Below are 19,765 nucleotides of genomic sequence, written 5' to 3' on the forward strand. Positions count from 1 at the left end.
CGGTGTTGAGTGGATATGCCGACAGGTCGAATTTCACGGGTATATGGAACACTGACATCTCTGTTTTCTGTTCCGCTCTACCCAACCTACGGGACCCCGAAATCCCTAAATTGACGGCTATGGGTAGAGCGTCAGCGAAACCCGACATCTTCAGGCATTCTTCATGGCATCCGAAGGTCAACTCTCAAACTCAACCTTGAACGACTAATAGTTGTCAGTTATCAGTTTTCAGTTAAAGAGGGATGCGATCATCCGGGGGAATACCTAAGCAAATTCCACTCTTTACTGATGTCTGATTGTTGTTCTTCTGATTGCTGACGGCTGACGGTTTCCGATAGCGATTTTCTATGTTTGCTTAATTCTTTCACCCAACATTAATTTTTCACGCAAGGCTCTGTAGTAACTATGGTGCTGCGAACGGATGAGTTGAATTGTGCGTTCCGCTTTTTTCACCCTTATGACGGCACCTGCGGTGAGACTGTGGGTCTCACGTTGACCGTCCACAAAAACATCTACGCTCTGATACGCAGCGCGCATTTTGACGGTTATTTCCGCAGCACCGTCGGCGATGAAAGGGCGGACTGTCAAACTGTGTGGTGCGATAGGTGTCAGTAGAATCGCCTCCAGCTGCGGGGCGACGATACTTCCAGCACAAGAGAGCGAATATCCGGTCGACCCGCTCGGCGTTCCGATGATCAGTCCATCGGCGTTATACGGTATAAAGAGTTCTCCATCGACATAAGCATCTAATTCGATAAGATGCGTATAGTGCCGAATCACAACATCGTTGAGTGCGAAAGCCCGAAATAGTTTGGGACCTTGATTCGCCTCGGCTTGGAAACCGTTTACAGTGACCTCTAACATCATCCGATGTTCTATCCGATAAGCCCCTGTCAGAAGCGCGTTCAGGGTCGGGTAGAGTTCATCGAGTGATGCGTCCGTCAAAAATCCAAGTGTTCCGATGTTGATTGCTAAGATAGGCACATTTTCAATTTTCGGTGTATGTGCCGCGCTCAGGAGCGTTCCATCTCCACCAAGGACAAGAACGACATCTGATTGCTCTACGACCTCTGTTTTGGAGATGCCGGTTTCAGGTTTCCCTAACGCAACCGCTTGTTCGTCTGGTAAAAGTGGAACGATATCCTGTTCCTCCAACCATACAGACACACCTTCGACGACACCCGCCGCGTTTGCTTTCGTAGTATTGACAAATAAACCGACATTCTTGATTTTTTTCATTGTTTTAATGGCAGTCGGCTATCAGTAAGAGGGACTTATGACAGTACCGCAAAACATTTCCGTTACAAGTACCTGAAAGCCGACGGCTGATGGCTATTACATCTAATTCTCCAAACGTGTGAATAAATATATGACACCGCAACCGACCAGAAAAGCCGCCAGAGCGAGAAGCAGGTTCATATCAAGGTGTGGTAGGATGTGAGCCGTATCTATCCGTTCCCCGTCCACCATTGTAAACTCGCGAAAGGGCCATAACCCGTAAAGTGAACCCACCATCAACCCAATGAGAAAGGTGATCGTCAGGTTACGATAGCGTTCCAGCAGATAGTTGAGCAACCGTGTGAATGCTAAGAGTCCGAACAAGCACCCAACTGTTGTGAAACCGATGATGAGTAAACTTCCCAGCAACGATTCCTCGAAAATCCCTTTAAACAATTCCGGGATACCCTCTAACACTGTATTTATTGCCGTCAAGAGGGGGAAGTAGACCCCAAGTGCAAGCATCAGAAACGAACCACTGATACCAGGCAGAATCATCGCTGAAATCGCCAGCGCACCGCTCCCGAAAAAGAGGACGAGTTCCCAGGACGTTGGCAGACCAGTTTCGCTTTCGGAGGCCTCGCTATCTGTCGTTGTTTCTACCCCAGATTTATACGCAACCCGATCTAACTGTTTTTCGGTCGTACCGATAGACAAACTTAATATCAGCCCAATAGCGATCAAGAGCACTAACAACTCTTTCCAACCGAATCCCTTTAGCATACGCATGGGTATCAGGATAGAGATCAGAATTAACCCGCTAAAGAAACCATAGGTCGCGTCATGGTGATCGTTCAACAAATAGACAATCAGTTTTGACGTGAGCAGCACAGCGACTATCGCACCACTTCCTAACAGTGATAGAAATCCGAAATCAATTCGATGGAGTTCTGCCTTTGCTGCTTCCAGCGCGTTTTTTCTGAAGGTCGCGCCGCGCAACAACTTTTTTGCCGTTGAAATCCCGATACGCCGTAAGGCACCGATGAGCCGTTCATAGATACCTAAGACGAGGGCGAGGGTCCCGCCACTCATGCCGGGGATGATGTTGGCGATGCCTATCAGAAAACCGCTAATAAAGAGCCGGAGTGAATTCATGTATTATAACCCAAGTTGCTACCCAATAGGTCATGGAGGTTTCAACACGGATTTTTCAAGGCAAAACATCTCTTTACACCCCGTAGGGGTGCTATGTCTATAGAAAATCGGGTATTCAAGGAGCTGCACCCCGTAGGGGTGCTATGTAAATGGAAACTGGCAACTTGGGTTATTATAGTAAAACCTAAAAATATGTAGACAGTTTTCAATAAACAAGCACCCCACCCCCGCTGGCGAGGGTGTTTTTGCTTAGGTGTTTCCTTTAAGTATCCTCGCCTCTTTGGAGTGTCTAATTAATTCTTAACTTTACTATAGTTTTCAGTTTTCAGTTAAAAAAAAGAAAGTCTGCGAAAGTCGGGTAAAGTTGGGAAGTTGGGAGGTTATCAGAAACTTTACGGACTTCCTACACTTGCAAACTTCTTACACTGATAACCGACAACTATTCCTCATAAACTGCGAAGGAATAGTTTCGTAAAGAGCCATATCTCTCGAAGCGGTTTAATATGGCTGATCTCATCGCCGTATCGTGTTTGAATCACCAAACTTTCAATTCGGAATCCGAGGCGTCCTGCTTTTATCAGCAGCTCAGATTCCGTTTCGTAACGCTCTGTTTCCAAGTGAACCTGTCGCAGGATTTCAGCACGAATAAGTCGATATCCAGATTGAAAATCAGGTACTCGTTGTCCACACAGTTTTGAGCCGACATAAGAAATTAAGCAGTTATTAATCCGTCTATGAAACGGCATTGATGTCCGAAAGTCTTTTGTTTCTCTTGCCCCTATGAGTATGTCTGGACGTGTGTTATCAAAGTGTTCCAGAAAACGGGGTATATCCGCAGGCTGATGTTGTCCATCGCCATCCATCGTGAAGACCAACTCGTATCCGTGCTTAAGGGCATAGGCGAACCCTTTTCGTAAGGCGTTCCCTTTCCCACAGTTCGTAGAGTTTGTCAAACAGACTGCCCCACATGCCACTGCGATCTCTGCTGTTTCATCTGATGAACCGTCGTCAATGACAATAATCTCGTTGATAAACTCAGAGGATTCCTGAATTATCTGCCCAATTGTTTTAGATTCATTATAAGCCGGTAACAGCAGACATGTTTTCATGTTTCTGAAATTATTATACCCTAAAAGCGATTTTCTGTCAAACGGTTATATGTAAGACTTTACGCATGCTGCTCTTTTGTAGCATAACCTGTTAGGTTGTGCCATGAGAACATCTATGTTTTTTAGGGTTCTCCCTCTAACAGAACGTCATGTCGTCAAAATTGTGTAAGTCCTAATATGTTTATTTTCACTCGCAACCATACGTGTCAATTTTAGAAAAAACAACTGTCGCAGACCAAGACCGGTAGGTTCGGTTTCCTAACCGAACCGGATTTTACACAAAACCTTCAAGACTCCAAAAACCTCTTGAATCCCGTAGGGATGGTATCTCTGTAGAATATTCAAACAATATGAAAATCTCGGTGCAACAAATGAAACGGAAGTCCGACTTGCCTTTGCAACACTTCTCCGACACTACGCCCGTCAAAACAATCTAACCCTTAATCTGTGAAAAATCGATCTGAACGCCTCAAAGTAACATAATTTATGTTGACAGTATGCTCACCGATAACAACTTTGGCTTGCCTCGCGGTTACTGGGAAGCGAAGGATCTCCATGACAATCTCATCACGGCAGTTAAACAGAAATTTAACGCTGGCTACCCTCAAGATAACATTCTCTTTACAACCCAAGCGCGTGCCATCCTCTATCACCATGGACAAGAGGTCATGGCTGTAGGGATCGCTGACCGAGATACGTTTATCCGAGTGCTTCACGGCTTCTTCAGTTACGAACCAGCAGAGATCGCCAACTGGGAACGTGCTGTCGTCGAATTCAGGGACAAAGTACCGGCACTCGGCAAACGTGCAGCGGCGTTGATCAAAAAAGAAGAGGACACCAACACCCGGTTTCAAGAGGCATTTACCGACTTCCATCGCCACTGTCAGGAGGCGATTAATCCCAACCTCGCTAAAGCTGCCGTGGAGGAGATGCTCATCCAACATCTCTTGACAGAGGAAATCTTCTCCACTGTCTTTGACAATCGCGATTTTACACGCCGAATTGACGCGCTTACAGAGCATGCCTATAACCGCGCCGAATTCCTCCAAGAACTCGCTCCGTTCTACAGGGCAATTCAACGCGCCGCGGCAATCTTTATCGACTTCTCTCAGAAACAACACTTTCTCAATACCGTGTATGAGCAGTTTTTTCAAGGTTTCTCCGTCAAGGTAGCGGATACGCACGGCATCGTCTATACGCCGCAGCCGATTGTCAATTTCATGGTGAAAAGCGTCTCACATCTACTTGAAACCGAATTTGGACGCTCACTTTCAGACACAGGGGTTCACCTTATCGATCCCTTTGTTGGCACGGGTAACTTCATCGTGCGGCTCATACAAGAAATCGACAAAACCGCGCTCAAGGCAAAATATAGTGATGAACTCCACTATAATGAGGTGTTGTTGATGCCCTACTACATTGCGAGTATGAACATTGAGCATGAATTCTACGTTGCCACAAAGCGGTATCAGCCTTTCGATAATCTCTGTCTTGTGGACACCTTCGATTTGACAGCGGAGCGTCAGTTATCCATGTTCGCACCAGAGAACACACGTCAGGTAGAGAGGCAAAAGCAGACGGACATGTTCGTGGTAATTGGCAATCCGCCCTACAACGCGCGGCAGATGGATGAGAACGATGCCAATAGGAATCGGAAATATCCCGAACTGGATAAACAGATTCAAGAGACGTATGCCCAAGCCTCCAAAGCAACAAATAAAACATCACTCTATGATCCTTACGTCAAAGCGATTTTCTGGGCATTGGATCGGATTCAAGGAGAAGGGATCGTCGCATTTGTAACCAACCATAACTTTATCACCGGTCAAGCGTTTGATGGCATGCGGAAACACCTCGCTGATGCGTGTGATGCGATCTATCTGCTGGATTTGGGTGGCAACGTCCGCAAGGGACACACCGGGGATTCCAACGTCTTCGACATTCAGGTGGGGGTCAGCATTAACCTGTTCGTGAAAACGCCGCAACACCAATCAAAGTCTGCCCGTATTTTTTACAACGGTGAGACAGCAGAGATGAACAAAGAGGGAACGTTTGACTTTCTGGAGGCGTGTGAACACATCGGAAACGTCAATTGGGATTCTATTCAACCCGATACGCGACACACATGGCTCACCGAGGGGCTCCGTGAGGATTTTGAAACCTTTCTGCCGATGGGGAGTAAACAAGCCAAAGCAGCAAAGGGTGAGGTTTCAGGCGTGATTTTCCATCAATTTAGCAGTGCGGTAAAGACGAACCGTGATGCCTGGGCGATCAACTTTGATCGTAATACACTCACGACAAACGTTCAGCGCATGATAGAATTCTATAATGCACAGGTGTTTAAGTGGCAAGGAATCGCGGATCAGTCTGGTATAGATATTGATGATTTTGTAGAGTACGACGCGAAAATTAGTTGGAGTCGCGACTTAAAGGCAAAACTGCGGACAGGTAGAATTGCTGAATACGACGAGCATACAGTAAGAACTTGTCTCTATCGTCCATTCGCCAAAAGAAGTATCTTCTTTGACAGAATACTCAATGATGTTGTATACGTGTTCCCATCAATTTTCCCTACGCCTCAGACTGAAACCGAAAATCGGGTAATATGTGTCAATATTTCACGAGAGAAACCCTTTGTCTGTCTCATGACTAATTGCATCCCTGAACATATTATGACTGGAGGCTTTGGTTCAGCTGGACAGTGCTTTCCATTCTACATCTACGACGAAGACGGCACGAACCGACGGCAAAACATCACAGATTGGGCGTTGGCACAGTTCCGGGAACGTTATAGAGACGAGAAAATCACCAAGTGGGATATTTTCCACTATACCTACGCACTCTTGCATCATCCCACATATCGCGACCGGTATCGGATGAACCTCAAGCGGGATTTACCGCATATCCCGTTTGCGCCCGAATTTTGGGAATTTGTCGAGGCGGGAAGGCGATTGGCAGAAATTCATGTCCACTATGAAGACCAACCCCTGTATAAGTTAGACCTGATTGAAACACCGGACATGCCCCTCGATTGGCGTGTGGAGCAGATGAAGTTCTCCAAAGACAAAACCCAGATCCGGTATAACGATTTCCTCACGTTGGCTGGGATTCCTGCGGAGGCGTTCCAGTATCGGTTAGGGAACCGCTCAGCGTTGGAATGGGTTGTCGATCAGTATCGTATAAAAACGGATAGGCGGAGCGGCATTGAGAACGATCCGAACCGTGCGGATGATGAGGAATATATCGTAGATCTCATTCGGAAGGTGATCAGTGTGAGTTTGGAGACAGTGGAAATTATTGATGGGTTGTCTGGGTTGGAAATTGGCGCGGAGGTGTAGTATTTTCCCTACGGCTATTTTTTGACAGTTGGTTTTTTGTGTGGTATAATAGTTAGGCGAACAACCTGACGTAAACAGCTAAAGAGCAGGCATCCTCTGTAAATACCTAATGTATATCACTGGACGAAATGTACTAAACAAATTTGCCCAAAAGCATCCGAATGACAGATCCGCGCTTAACCGTTGGTATAATCTGATGCGTCAGGAAACTTTTAATTCATTCGTTGATTTGCGTAAGATTTTTCCGCAGGCAGATCAGGTGAAATTGCGAAAAAATAGATTCAATCCGCAAGATAAAATATGGACAATCTTCAACATAGGTGGTAACAATTTTTGCCTTATCGCCTCTATACAATATAACCCAACGATCGGAGAGTTACGATCGATAAAATTCTAACCCATGCAGAGTACGATAAAGGGAGATGGAAGGAGTAAACCATGTTGACAGAAATGCAAACTTTGCCTCACGTGGCGTTACCGCCTACGTCTTTGGAAGTCCTAAGTATATCTCAATTGACAGACAACTCTAAACTCTTGCAGACGCGAACCCCACAACCTACAGTACTTTCCTCTTACTCGGAAAGTGATTATCATTGGCTAGTGGGGGTGTTAGATAAACTGATTAGGTTTATACATCGTGGCGAGGATCGCAGAGTCCCCGAATTGATTGAAAACGATTATGAATGGGCGCATGCATTGCTTATAGAATTGGTCGATGCAGTGGGTGAAAGTGATACTCATCCTTTACGCCCCTTAATGGAATTTATCTGCCAACTGATTGACAACTATGAGGATGCGTATGTCCCAGAACTGACTGAACTGTTTCCAGAGTTGGCAGAAGAAGTCCCTATAGAAGCAGCAAGCAAAGGCAGAAAGTCCATTTCAAATATACCCAAACAAAGCGAAAATGTCCTCGCCGCACATGCCTTTTTTTCAATGGGTTATCTCCTTTATCAAAGCAACCGGAAGGAAAAAGCACGTTCTGCTTATAACATGACAATTACGTTGAAGCCTGATTCTTGGGAAGCCTTTTATAATCGAGGGATTGTGCGGTATGATCTTAGACAATATGCGGAGGCAATGACCGACTTTAACCAAGTAATAGAATTGAATTATAATTTCGCTAGTGCCTATCACAATAGAGGTATAGTGTATTCCAGACTCGACCGACATAAATCTGCGATCGCTGACTTTGATAAAGCAATTGAGTTAGGACTTAATTCTTTTGAGGCTTACTGCCATAGAGCTTTCGCGAAGACCGCTCTCGATCAATATGATGCTGCGGTGTCTGACTACCATAAGGCAATTGAGTTGAACCAGGATTTCGTCGAAGTATATGGAGTATATAATATTCTTGGTATTTTACGGAGTGAACTAGGTCAATACAATGAAGCCCTTGCCGATTATGCAGAAGCAATTCGCATAAAACCTGATTATGCAGAGGCTTATGCTTATAGGGGTGCCCTGAAAGTCCACTTAGGCAGAATCAATGAAGCAAGATCAGATTTCCAGAAGGCATTAGAATTAGCAAAACGTTCCGACAATAGTAGTAGCCTCAAAGATTTTGTTGAGGATCAGTTACAACAGCTCAATCAAGCAGCCTCAAAGCAGCGTAACAAAAAATCACGCCGCGGTGGACAGTGGAAGGGAAAAGTCAAAATGGCCGAGGACTTCGATGAGTTTCCTGAATCCTTTATAACGCCTACCAGCGAAGAAGATGAATGAACTTGCTATGATGGTTTAGTGATCATCTTAGTTCCTGAAACAAAAGTTGATGCCTAACAATAAATTCCTATTTTTCCCCAAACGTGATATATTAAAGAAAACTCTCATTACACGAAGGTAAAAACCGTTTATGAATTTTCCAACGCTGTCAGAGTCAAAACGTGTAGAGATGCTCCAACCTCCAACGGGGCAAGTGCGCATGGTACTTGACACTGACACCTATAACGAAATTGACGACCAGTTTGCAGTTGTCCACGCACTCCTTTCGCCTGAGAACCTCAACGTTGAAGCACTCTACGCCGTGCCTTTCCACAACAACCGCTCAAGCAGCCCCGAAGATGGCATGGAAAAAAGTTACGATGAAATTCTGAGGCTTTTGGACTTCCTCAATGTCCCGGCTGACGGTTTCGCCTATCGCGGTGCCAGAGCGTTTCTCTCCGATAACGAGACTCCCGTGCCGAGCGATGCCGCGACCGATATGATTGAACGCGCGATGGCAGCAACGCCTGAAGATCCGCTGTATGTGGTTGCTGTCGGGGCAATAACGAACGTCGCTTCTGCTATCCTCATGGCGCCTGAAATTATCAATCGTATCGTTGTCATCTGGCTTGGCGGCAATCCGTTGTACTGGCCCCACACCCGAGAGTTCAACCTTATGCAAGACCTTCGGAGCGCACAAGTCGTTTTGGATTGCGGCGTGCCATTCGTTTGGCTACCCGCACGTGGGGTCGTCTCACATCTCCACACGACAGTCGCAGAGATGGAACGCTATGTGCAGGGCAGAGGCAAGGTCGGAGATTACCTCGTAGAAATCTTTAAAGACTACTCAAGCGACCATTTTGCTTGGTCGAAGGTGATATGGGATATATCGGCAACAGCATACCTTATCAATCCTTCATGGGTGCCGACAGAGATTGTCCACAGTCCTATCTTGACGGAAGCAGCGACATGGAGTTTTGATAACAGCCGCCACCTGATGCGTGTCGCATCGAGCGTGAATCGGGATGCGATTTTCCGCGATCTGTTTGAGAAATTACAGAAGCACACGGATTAGTTGTTTACTGAAACACCTATCCACGTGGAATTGGCGAGGTTACCTGAAGTTTCAATAAATATTCCGGTAATTCTATGGAGGCAGCTTTCAGTCCCAAGGACATCCAATCCTGAAAATCTTTGAATCCTGCAAATCCTGACTCAGACAATTACCATCGCACATTACCGAATTAAATTCTTATTCTTCATCAAACCTCGCCAGCCGGAATACGAAGTCCTACGGAAGTGGAACGTTCCATGCGTCCGCACCGATAACTTCCAGCTGATCGTGGGGTTTGAAGTAATCGGTTGGATGATGATCTTCACCCATATCACCGAACAATCTCCGACGGCGAGGGGTCATCCGTGCGAGAACGTCTGTGGGAAGTTTGTCATAATCATAAGGACGGGACCACATCTGTCCATAACGGAAGGTCACGCTTTTTCGGATCCGTTCCGTCTGATTCGGACCCACACCGTGCCACAATGCCCATGGAAAGATAACTGCATCTCCTGCTTCCGCAAGCACCTGAATCGCGCCTTCGGGGTATGTGCCTTTTTTAAATCCATTCTCAGGAAAAGACATCTTGTGGCTTCCCGGCACACACATAAAATTTCCCTGATTCGGTTCCGTCAGATCCGTTAAGAAAAATTGGATTTTAAATTGCAGCGGTAAACTATCTGGATGCGGATGAATCCGTTGCAGTGAGGGACCCGCATCCGTATGAAATCCCATTAAAGCGTCTACATCCGGGTGCCGAACGTAGATTTGCGTTCCCATAATTTGGAGGTAGGGTCCCATCAGTGAAAGGATTGTGCCGAAGGTGTTCGGATGATCGGTGAGCGGATCCAGTGCATCTGTCCGTTCAATCGCACGGATAATCGTATATGCCCCTTTCCCGAATCGACTGCCTTGTAAACTTGGGGTTTCTTGGACATACGTCTCAATTGCTGAATCCACAGCCTCCAAAAGCGTCTCAATTTCGGTGGTGGAAAGAACATTCTTGATGATGAGAAATCCTTGTGTTTGCCACTCTTTTTGTTGCACCTCTGTCAAGTATGGAGATACCATGTCATTGCTCCTTCTAATCGCGTGAATTACAAGTCGGTTAGGTTTGAGGAGATTATAGACAATTTACGATGCTGTGTCAACCTTGTTTTGCCAAGAAAACTCAACGTTTTCACTGGATTTACGTCTAATTTATTAACGAAGCGTATGTAGATTGATTACACAATCGTGAGGTTGCAAACTTCCACAGGAAAACTATGGTAAACCAGAAAAATAAGCAGACATTCTCCCCTCCCCGGGTAGGCGAGGTTTCTAACCTCGCCGGTGCAGAGTGTAAAGGCAAGGTGTCTTTGCTTGGGTCTTCCTTCCAAGAAGCCTTATTAGCGAGACAACAGTATCTTGCGCCTATAGAATAAAGTATGAACAATTTCACAAAAATCCTTACCACCATCCGTCGTCCCTTTCAACAAGAACTCCGAAAGGGGTGCCGCGACGATATCGTCGTCAACGGATTGGGTAGCTATGTCCAGTTGTGGGTAAAGAATGGCGAGACGTTCACACTGGAAGCAACTGAAAAAGAGGTACTGAAGGGTTTAACAGATCTCTTTAAAAATTACGCCGATGCATCGTCCACCGAACGCCAACGCATACTTGAGGAGGCAACGAGACGAATTGAGGCGGCACTCGGGCACGGAAAACGAAACGCCTCGGATGTGGTCGGGACAGGTGCTGAACCTTCACCAACGCGCCAGCAATCGAGATCGCAGCGGACACGTTCCAAAAAAAGTGCCCAAACGGATATGTTGTCACTTTTTGCGGAAGTAGAAAGTAACCCGAAAAACTCGCCTCCAGAGCGGGCATCGGAACGTCCTCAAAAGTCACGCGATCACGACCATCGTGATGGCGTGCTTCCACCAGCTTCTACGGGACCAACGGAAGATTTGCCCCTTTTCCAAGACACAGCCCCCCCCTCACAACGAAAGAGCCACCAGCGAGAGACTGGGCTGGAAGAGGGGAAGGCTGGAAGAAAGGGCGGCGATCCTTCCTCCCTGCCAGCCTTCCAGTCAAATACTGACCGCCACTCAGAATCTGTCCCAATCTCGAACACCCCTGTCTCAATGGACGTTGAGTTGCTTGATTTTCTATCCCAACCCCTCCAGTATCTCAAGGGGATTGGTCCGCGTCGCGCCGAAATGCTCCAAGAAGAACTCAGTATCCAAACGGTTGGCGAATTGTTGGCATATTACCCGCGCGATTACATTGACCGTTCCAAAATGGTAGAGATTTACAGGGTTGGGAGAAGGGAAGATGACGAACCGGAAACAATACAAGGTAAAGTCGTCAATCATACTTCCTCTCCGACAGCGAGAGGCAAACGTATCGGTAAGATTTCAATTTTCGACGGCACCGGTGTAGCACTGCTCGTTAACTTCGGGAAACGTATCGGTATTATGAAGGCACTGCTTCCTGTTGATACCGAGGTTGTCGTCAGCGGCAAATTCGCTCGCCGTTACAATGAAATCCAAGCCACCGACTATGAATTTGAACGCTTTGAAGAAGATAACCTCATCCACACAAATCGAATCGTTCCGAAATACCCACTTACGGCGAAACTCACGGCGAAGATGCTACGCGCCTGGATGCGGATGGCGTTGGATGAACATGGACAGCAGATACCGGAAATTTTGCCACTCACACTTCGCCAACGACAAAGCTTGATTGACAGGCAATCCGCCATTAACGAGATACATTTTCCGACATCGGAGGCACATCGGGAAGCGGCACAGAAACGGCTCGCTTTTGAGGAGTTTTTTCTTCTCAGTGTCGGGATGGAGATGAAAAAGGAGCGTCGTATCTCGGAGGACGGTATCGCGTTTCGAGTTGAAATGGAAGGGGCTGGAACGTCTTCTTCCCTGGTACAGGATTTCCTCGCTTCGCTGCCTTATGAACTCACGGGCGCACAAAAGCGGGTTTTTGTTGAGATCCAAAACGATATGCGGCAGGAAACCGTCATGAATCGACTCATTCAAGGCGATGTCGGGTCGGGTAAGACAGTTGTCGCAGCGATGGCGTTGCTCTGTGCTATCGAAAACGGGTATCAGGGCGCGCTGATGGTTCCGACTGAAATCCTCGCTGAACAACACTATTATAATCTATCGGAGATGCTCGAGAATTTGCGCAAGGATACTGGGCAAACGGAGGATGAGAGCATAAACGTTGTGCTTCTCAAAAGTGATCTGCCAAAAGTAGAGCGCGAGGAGGCATTGGCGGCGATTGCCGATGGCACCGCAGACCTCATCGTTGGGACACAGGCGTTGATACAGGAAGGGGTCGATTTTCACAAACTTGGGCTCGTTATCATCGACGAACAGCACCGGTTCGGTGTGATGCAACGCGCAACACTCCGTAACAAGGCACAGTCAGCGGTAGCACGCCATCACGATGATCGTGATCGCATGACTACCGAAGCAAATGGAACGCAAAAGCAAGGTGCCGCCGCTCCTCCAGCACCGGACGTACTCGTCATGACTGCGACACCGATTCCAAGAACGTTGGCATTGACGCTCTATGGGGATCTGAACGTCTCTGTTATTGATGAGATGCCCCCCGGTAGACAGACAATTAAGACCTATTGGATAAAAGAGAAGGAGCGGGAAAAATTATACAGCACCGTTCGGAAGGAGATCCAACGCGGCAGGCAGGCGTATGTTGTCTATCCACTCGTTGAGGAGTCCGAAAAACTGGAGGAACTCAAAGCCGCCACAGAGATGGCAGCGCATCTTCAGAGCGAAGTGTTCCCCGATCTGCGTCTCGGACTTCTACATGGGCAAATGAAATCCATTGAGAAGCAAGAAGTGATGACGAACTTCAAGGATCGGCATATTGATATCCTCGTCTCAACGACGGTGATTGAGGTCGGTATTGATGTGCCAAACGCGACGTTGATGGTCATTGAGAACGCAGAACGGTTTGGGTTGTCACAATTGCATCAATTGCGTGGACGTGTCGGACGTGGTGAGCATCAATCAATGTGTTACCTTGTCGCTTCACCCAGAGGCGACGATTCTTATCAACGCATTCAAGCGATGATTCGGACAAACAACGGCTTTCGGATTGCAGAAGCAGACTTGAACATCCGCGGTCCGGGTGAGTTCTTCGGCACACGCCAATCAGGTATCCCAAATTTCAAGATTGCCAACATCATTGAGGATGCCACGCTTTTGGAAGCGGCGAAAAAAGAGGCAGAATTGCTCATCAACGCCGATCCAGCACTCAACGCACCCATGCATCAGTTGTTGAAGCGGATGTTACAAAAACACTGGCGAGACAACTTAGAGATAGCGTCTGTCGGTTAATAGGTTATAAAGGAGTTCTAATGACACGCGACATAACAGATATGACGCATGCAGCATTCAGTACTTGGCTCACACCAATTATCAACTGTCCGCTCTTTGAATCCCGTGAACGACTCGTTGCCTTGCTTGCTGAGAATGTTGATAGAGATGCCTTGGATACTGAGTGCCGTGAGTTTTATGAAGGCTACTGTGGTTTGGCGTTTGAATTAGAAGAACCTGAGGCGCAATTGCTCTCAATACTACGGACGCGTGATACGTTCGCACCTCTGCAGGAGCGCGTCGCAGCCGTGGAAGCTGTGCGAAAAACTTCGCCCGCAGGACGTATAGCAAAACGAATGAGTGATCTGCCCTTAATCACTGATCCCAACCCCGAGATTGAGGTGAGGGAATTATCGGATGATGCGTTCCGTAAACTGATGGAGATGCTCGCGAATTGGGAACTTTTTGCAGCGCGTGAACGAATTGTTAAACTGCAGAAGGCTTTACCATCGGTTGAGGAGACAGAACAACTGAAATCAGTATTCTTTGAATTTTTTGTGTGCTACCTGGAGTTAGAGCAGTTTCTTGAGGATTACCACTATGATCCAGATGAAGGATTAGAATTGCGTCCGGAAGTAGCTGAAAGGTTGGAACGTAGCGTAGCAGAACATGAGTCTGGTGAAGTCAAGCCGATTCCGATAGAAGAAGTTGCAAAAAAACTGGGACTGAAGTGGTAATGTACCGTTTGGAAATTATGCCAAAAGCGGAAGCAGACTTTGCGCGTTTAGATGCCACGATTGAACAGCGGATTCTTGATAAACTGAGATCACTCTGCGAAAATTGCGACACACATCGCCATGAGGCGCTCCGAGGCCCCTATAGAGGAAAATTCCGCTTACGCGTTGCCGGTGTTTACCGAGTTATCTATACCTTCAATAGACAAACAAGAACGGTTGTTGTTCATGAAGTTGGGCATCGGAGCAGTGTTTATTAGCAGCAATGTGATACCGAAACTGGGCAGATCCAGCCATCCTACACAGATGCGATTATCAAACGGTATAGTTGTGGGACAGTGATTGAGAAATCGCCGGAGATGTGGTAGCCTTCACCGCCGTCTTTCACTGTCCGGATCAGAATGGTTTTCTTGGGACGGTGGTAGTAGTGGGCATCGGTAGGGTTCCCTTCGTCTTGGAAGTCGGAGAAATCGATCAAGTCGAAATTCGCAGTCGCGAAATGTCGAATCTCCTCGCCGCGCTGCGTTGCGATGTTGCGAGCCATCGAAAGGCTTTTGAGGTAGACCTCGGGTCCCATGACAGCGGAGCCTAAATTCAGAAAAACACCGTCTTCTAACTGAGAAACACTCTGCGCAAAACGGAGAAAGTCCTCACCCGTTGTCCATCCCATCGCGGCGTAGTCAGCGGTAGGATGTTGGTCGATGATGTCATAGCCGATACCTTTGTGAACAGTGAACGGTATACCTAACCGATACGCCGCTGCAAACATACTCACGTCGCGATGTGGAAAAGGGATGCCCATCTCGCCGTCTTGGATTAATCTCCCGACGGCTTCTCCAAAGCCGATTTTGTCTCGGTAACCCCGAACAATCGCCTCATTCAGATAGCGTCCGGTTTCCTCCCAATTCCCGAACTTCCCATCCCAAATGTAGTCCTCTACATCTTCGAGCGTTGCACCGATGTGCGCAAGCTCAAAATCGTGGATAGCACACGCGCCATTTGAAGCGACGTGCGTGATGATACCGCGTTCCATCAGATCAATGATGAAACGGGAATTGCCGCGCCGCATGACGTGTGCACCCATCATCCAGATCACCTGCTTCCCACGGTGATGCGCCTCGACAATGCGATCTGAAACGGCAGAGAGATGTGGGTTTTCGTAGCGCGGTGTCTCCACGTCTAACGGGTAGACCTCTGCGACCGTCATCTTGTGTTGGCGTTCAGGGAGTGGAAGAATTGTGAGGTGGTCTCGATTCAGTTTTTTAATTTGTGGCCTCCTGGTCTGCGTTCCTTGTGCAGGTTTCCGATTATCCTTTACTGCTTTTTTAACATCAGGCAGTTTGAAAACAATCGCTTGTTGACCACTGATGACTATTCCTGCCGTAGATTGCTCTTACTGACTGCTGACTGCCGACGGCTATTCCGCAAACTTAGCAGAGACAATTTTCGAGATACCCGCCTGTTCCATCGTCACACCGTACATAGCATCAGCGATTTCCATCGTGCGACGGTTGTGGGTGATAATGACGAACTGCGTGTTCTCAGCGTAGGCACGGATAAGGTTGGTGAAGCGGAGGACATTCGCTTCGTCGAGTGCGGCATCGACTTCATCGAGGACACAGAAAGGACTCGGCTTGATTTTGAAGACGGCAAACAGGAGTCCAATCGCCACCAATGAACGTTCTCCACCCGAAAGTTGCGTGATACTCTGTGGACGTTTGCCCGGCGGACGAGCGATAATATCGATGCCCGAATCGAGCACATCGGACGGATCCGTCAATAGTAATTCGGTTTCACCGCCGCCAAACAGTTGTGTAAATACCTCTTGGAAGTTCGTCTGCACCGCTTCAAATGTCGCAAGAAATACCTCTCTCGATGTCTGATTAATTTTCTGTATTACCTGATACGTGTCTTGAACCGATTGTTGAAGATCAGCGCGCTGCGAAATCAGGAAATCGTGGCGTTTCTTATATTCCTCGTAAGCCTCAATCGCTTTGAGATTGACTGCGCCCATTCCAGAAATTTCTGCTTTCAACTTTTCAATATTATCCAACAGATCGATCTCGTCCATCGCTTGTTCGTTATCTGCTATTGGCGGCAGGGCATCGATCGAAACCTGATATTTATCGTGGATGCGGGTTGAGACCGATTTTATGCGCATTTCGAGTTGCGTTGTGGCGACTTCGAGTTTATGACGTGCCCGGTTCTGTTTTTCAAAGTTTCTGCGGGTTGCACGCATCTCTTTTTGGAGAACCTCTACCTCCTGAAGGAGCGTCTCACGTTCTTCGGTCAGTTCGTCAACGCGTGATTCCGCTTCGGCGCGATCCCCTTCTAAACGGAGAAATTCACGTTGCGCTGCAGCTACCTGCTCCACGAGGTCACTTTTCCTCTGTTCGTCTGTGTCAAGAATTGTCTGTTGTTCAGCGATATCCTTTGCTATTCGTGCCTGTGTTTCCTTGAACATTTGGACTTCGGATGCTAAACTCTCAAGTTTCTGACGCTGTCCTGCCAGGAAGACTTCCATCTCCTGACAAGTGTTCGCAACCTCAGCATGTTTCCGATTTTCGCTTTCAATCTGCTCGGACATGCGTTCGATCCATCGCTCGGTCCGAGTGCTCTTTTGGGTCAAGGACGCGATTTCAGTTTCAAGTGTTTCTTGTTCTTCGCGGGATGCCGCGACTGCACTGTCCAATTCTCGGTTTTCAACTTCAAGGGCAGCGAGTTGCTGTTCGAGCTGGATAACTTGCAGGTTTGCCTGCTCTAAGTCTTTCGTCAATGACGCTTTTTCAACCCGTTTATCCTGCCATTGTGCCGTGAGTGTCTGCCGCGTTTTTTGCAGATTCGCTATTGTTGCAGCGTATGCCTTACGTTTCTGATCCTTCTTATTGGAGTGTTGTGTCAACTTCCCGATCTCTTCCTCAAGCGTCTCAAGCTCACGCGCACGACTGAGGAGTCTGCCTTTTCTCTGGTTTGTTTGACCGCCGGTGATAGCACCAGATGTATTAATGACTTCGCCATCTAATGTAACAAGACGCGCACTTAGACGGAATTGACGGGTCAGGGCAATTGCTGAATCCAAATCTTCAATAACAAGCGTGTTGCCCAGGAGATGCCGCATCGCAACCTCGTATTTCGGGTCGTAATTGATCAATTCCTCAGCGATTCCGATAACACCCGGTCGGTCCAGCAGTTCCTCATCTTCAAATCTACGTCCACGTAATATATCCAGAGGGAGGAACGTGACTCTACCTGCGCGATGCTGTTTAAGGAAAGCGATGCCCTTTTGTGCATCCTCAGCGGTTTCAGTAATAACATTCTGGATAGCACTCCCGAGTGCTACCTCTATTGCGACCTCATACTCGGTATCCGTTGTGACGAGTTCAGCAACGACACCGCACACCCCTTGAAACTGATCGGAATAGTGAGTTTTCGCCTGCATGATTGCCCGAACACCCGTATAGTATCCCTCATAAGCAGATTGCAGTTCCTGTAGCGATTTGAGCCGTGAGACATTGGCGCCTAAGGTATTCTGTAAACCTTGGATTTCGGCTTCAATCTTACGGAGTGCGTCTTGATTCTCACTGAAGTCTATCTCTGCCTGATTTTTCTTAGTCTCGATTTGAACGAGTGCTGCCTTCAATTGGGTTTCGGCATACTGGACTTCATCGCGGGCATCATTAGCAGTGCTGAGCTTAGCCGTTAACGCTGCCTTATTTTCTTTCAGGCGGTTGAGATTCCCTTCGGTATTCGTCAACGTGTGCTCAATCGTTAAGCGTTCACGTTCGCGTTCTCCCAACTCCGTTGTAATCTCTCGCAAGGCATCTCGTGCTTCTTGCACGGAGTCCTTTGCCCTGCTGATACGCCCCGCGAGGTCTGTGAGAAGCTGCTGACGCGCCGCCAATCGACTCGCTTCTATCTTGCAGGATGCCTCAAGTTTTTGATACTCTTGGTTTCGTTCCCGCAGCTGTGTAAGTACCCCTGTTTGCTGCGCTTTTAAAGATTCAAGCGTTTGGAGTGCCCGCTCCCGTTCCCGTTGAATGTTGAGTTGGCGTTCCTTGTGAAGCACTATCTGACGTTCGATTTGCTCAATCTGTGATTCAACCTCGCGGAGTGCGGTCTGTCCTTCACGTATAGCTTCATCCAACTCAGATCGGCGGTTTGTGGAGTTCTCAATGCGTTCTTCACCAGCTTTAAGGGTTTCAGAAGCACTCGCAACAGTGGTGAGAACCTCATCCAAATCGGTTTGTGCTTGATTATAGTCTGTTCGGAGTTTATCGTATTCCAGGTGCGCGAGTTCCAATTCAAACTGCTTCAACTGCGCTTGTTGTGTGTTATAGTGCCGCGCCTGTTCCGCCTGTTCCTTGAGTGACTCGGTTTCGCGCTGTAACTCCTGAATCACGTCGTTAATACGGGCGAGGTTTTGCTCGGTCTGTTCAAGTTTACGGAGTGCTGTTTTCTTACGGTGTTTATATTTAGTGATACCGGCGACTTCATCGAAAAGAAAGCGACGTTCTTCGGGACGGACGTTCAGAATCAGGTCAATCTTACTCTGTTCCATAACGGAGTAAGCATCTACGCCGATACCTGTGTCCATAAAGAGTTCGCTGATGTCTCGAAGACGACACGGGTTCTGATTAATCAGATAGCGGCTTTCACCGTTGCGAGTCAGGTGACGAGACACCTCAACTTCTGGAGATGCGAGAGCGAGTTTCAGAGCATCTTGTGTGGTGGTATCAGGGGTCCCTTCGCCATTTGCAAAACGCAGTACCACCTCTGTTTTCTGTGCAGGGGCAAAATTAGCACCACCGTTGAACAGTAGGTCGCGCATAGAAGCACACCGAAGCGAGCGGGCACTCTGTTCCCCAAGCACCCATCGGATCGCATCGGAAACGTTACTTTTCCCGCAGCCGTTGGGTCCGACAATCGTCGTAATACCGGGTTCAAGTATAAAATCGACTTCTTCGGCGAAACTCTTAAATCCACGAATTTTGATGCTGTTTAAGTGCAAAGGTCTAACCTCCCACTATAAATTTAGATGATTATCGAAATGATAAGCGGTTTTAAGGTGTAACTTTCAAACGTTCACCTTGCAATGCGAAGGCACGTCTGC

12 protein-coding genes and 2 pseudogenes are annotated in these 19,765 nt (G+C 47.6%); 8 read left to right on the top strand and 6 right to left on the bottom strand.

Annotated elements, in window-relative coordinates; genetic code table 11:
• On the top strand, positions 1-200 hold a 200-nt coding region (locus J4G07_12265; GenBank protein ID MCE2414770.1), incomplete at its 5' end, for a hypothetical protein.
• Positions 201-345: 145 nt separating this feature from the next.
• Here the strand turns inward: J4G07_12265 and J4G07_12270 are convergent.
• From J4G07_12270 to J4G07_12280, 3 genes are all read right to left on the bottom strand, one after another.
• On the bottom strand, positions 346-1,239 hold the full coding sequence (locus J4G07_12270) for an NAD(+)/NADH kinase (protein MCE2414771.1): 894 nt from the start codon (positions 1,237-1,239) through the stop codon (positions 346-348).
• A gap of 102 nt (positions 1,240-1,341) precedes the next feature.
• Positions 1,342-2,373 carry a DUF368 domain-containing protein gene (locus J4G07_12275; GenBank protein MCE2414772.1) on the bottom strand — a complete coding sequence of 344 codons (1,032 nt, stop codon included), beginning with the start codon at positions 2,371-2,373 and terminating at the stop codon, positions 1,342-1,344.
• A 446-nt stretch (positions 2,374-2,819) separates the two neighbouring features.
• Positions 2,820-3,482, bottom strand: a complete 663-nt coding sequence (locus J4G07_12280; GenBank protein ID MCE2414773.1) for a glycosyltransferase family 2 protein — start codon at positions 3,480-3,482, stop codon at positions 2,820-2,822.
• A 337-nt stretch (positions 3,483-3,819) separates the two neighbouring features.
• Between J4G07_12280 and J4G07_12285 the strand changes: the two are divergent.
• From J4G07_12285 to J4G07_12300, 4 genes and pseudogenes are all read left to right on the top strand, one after another.
• Positions 3,820-6,820, top strand: a pseudogene (locus J4G07_12285) (N-6 DNA methylase).
• A gap of 109 nt (positions 6,821-6,929) precedes the next feature.
• Positions 6,930-7,255: pseudogene (locus J4G07_12290) on the top strand (type II toxin-antitoxin system HigB family toxin).
• Positions 7,256-7,258: 3 nt separating this feature from the next.
• The gene (locus J4G07_12295) at positions 7,259-8,545 is read left to right on the top strand and encodes a tetratricopeptide repeat protein (GenBank protein MCE2414774.1); all 1,287 of its coding nucleotides are present in this window, start codon (positions 7,259-7,261) and stop codon (positions 8,543-8,545) included.
• 130 nt (positions 8,546-8,675) lie between these two features.
• Positions 8,676-9,599, top strand: a complete 924-nt coding sequence (locus J4G07_12300; GenBank protein ID MCE2414775.1) for a nucleoside hydrolase — start codon at positions 8,676-8,678, stop codon at positions 9,597-9,599.
• 216 nt (positions 9,600-9,815) lie between these two features.
• Here the strand turns inward: J4G07_12300 and J4G07_12305 are convergent, their stop codons facing one another.
• Positions 9,816-10,649, bottom strand: a complete 834-nt coding sequence (locus J4G07_12305) for a phytanoyl-CoA dioxygenase family protein (protein MCE2414776.1) — start codon at positions 10,647-10,649, stop codon at positions 9,816-9,818.
• Positions 10,650-11,005: 356 nt separating this feature from the next.
• On the opposite strand from J4G07_12305, the gene recG reads away from it, so the two are divergent.
• From recG to J4G07_12320, 3 genes are read left to right on the top strand one after another with little or no spacing between them, the layout of a single operon-like run.
• Positions 11,006-13,942, top strand: a complete 2,937-nt coding sequence (recG, locus tag J4G07_12310) for an ATP-dependent DNA helicase RecG (protein MCE2414777.1) — start codon at positions 11,006-11,008, stop codon at positions 13,940-13,942.
• Positions 13,943-13,962: 20 nt separating this feature from the next.
• Complete coding sequence (locus J4G07_12315; protein ID MCE2414778.1) at positions 13,963-14,658, top strand: hypothetical protein; 696 nt, start codon at positions 13,963-13,965, stop codon at positions 14,656-14,658.
• Between the two features lie 8 nt (positions 14,659-14,666).
• Entirely contained in the window at positions 14,667-14,915 is a 249-nt protein-coding gene (locus tag J4G07_12320; protein ID MCE2414779.1) for a type II toxin-antitoxin system RelE/ParE family toxin, read from the top strand.
• Between the two features lie 38 nt (positions 14,916-14,953).
• Here J4G07_12320 and J4G07_12325 read toward each other — a convergent pair whose 3' ends face one another.
• Positions 14,954-15,922 carry a hypothetical protein gene (locus J4G07_12325; protein MCE2414780.1) on the bottom strand — a complete coding sequence of 323 codons (969 nt, stop codon included), beginning with the start codon at positions 15,920-15,922 and terminating at the stop codon, positions 14,954-14,956.
• 150 nt (positions 15,923-16,072) lie between these two features.
• Entirely contained in the window at positions 16,073-19,663 is a 3,591-nt protein-coding gene (gene smc, locus J4G07_12330) for a chromosome segregation protein SMC (protein MCE2414781.1), read from the bottom strand.
• Positions 19,664-19,765: the final 102 nt, after the last annotated feature.

This window comes from Candidatus Poribacteria bacterium (assembly GCA_021295715.1).
Lineage (GTDB): Bacteria > Poribacteria > WGA-4E > WGA-4E > WGA-3G > WGA-3G.

Excerpts from the sequence above, each read along its gene's own strand:
- J4G07_12280 (MCE2414773.1), bottom strand. The coding sequence starts at position 3,482 with ATGAAAACATGTCTGCTGTTACCGGCTTATAATGAATCTAAAACAATT.
- J4G07_12295 (MCE2414774.1), top strand. The coding sequence starts at position 7,259 with ATGTTGACAGAAATGCAAACTTTGCCTCACGTGGCGTTACCGCCTACG.
- J4G07_12300 (MCE2414775.1), top strand. The coding sequence starts at position 8,676 with ATGAATTTTCCAACGCTGTCAGAGTCAAAACGTGTAGAGATGCTCCAA.
- J4G07_12270 (MCE2414771.1), bottom strand. The coding sequence starts at position 1,239 with ATGAAAAAAATCAAGAATGTCGGTTTATTTGTCAATACTACGAAAGCA.
- J4G07_12305 (MCE2414776.1), bottom strand. The coding sequence starts at position 10,649 with ATGGTATCTCCATACTTGACAGAGGTGCAACAAAAAGAGTGGCAAACA.
- recG (MCE2414777.1), top strand. The coding sequence starts at position 11,006 with ATGAACAATTTCACAAAAATCCTTACCACCATCCGTCGTCCCTTTCAA.
- J4G07_12315 (MCE2414778.1), top strand. The coding sequence starts at position 13,963 with ATGACACGCGACATAACAGATATGACGCATGCAGCATTCAGTACTTGG.
- J4G07_12275 (MCE2414772.1), bottom strand. The coding sequence starts at position 2,373 with ATGAATTCACTCCGGCTCTTTATTAGCGGTTTTCTGATAGGCATCGCC.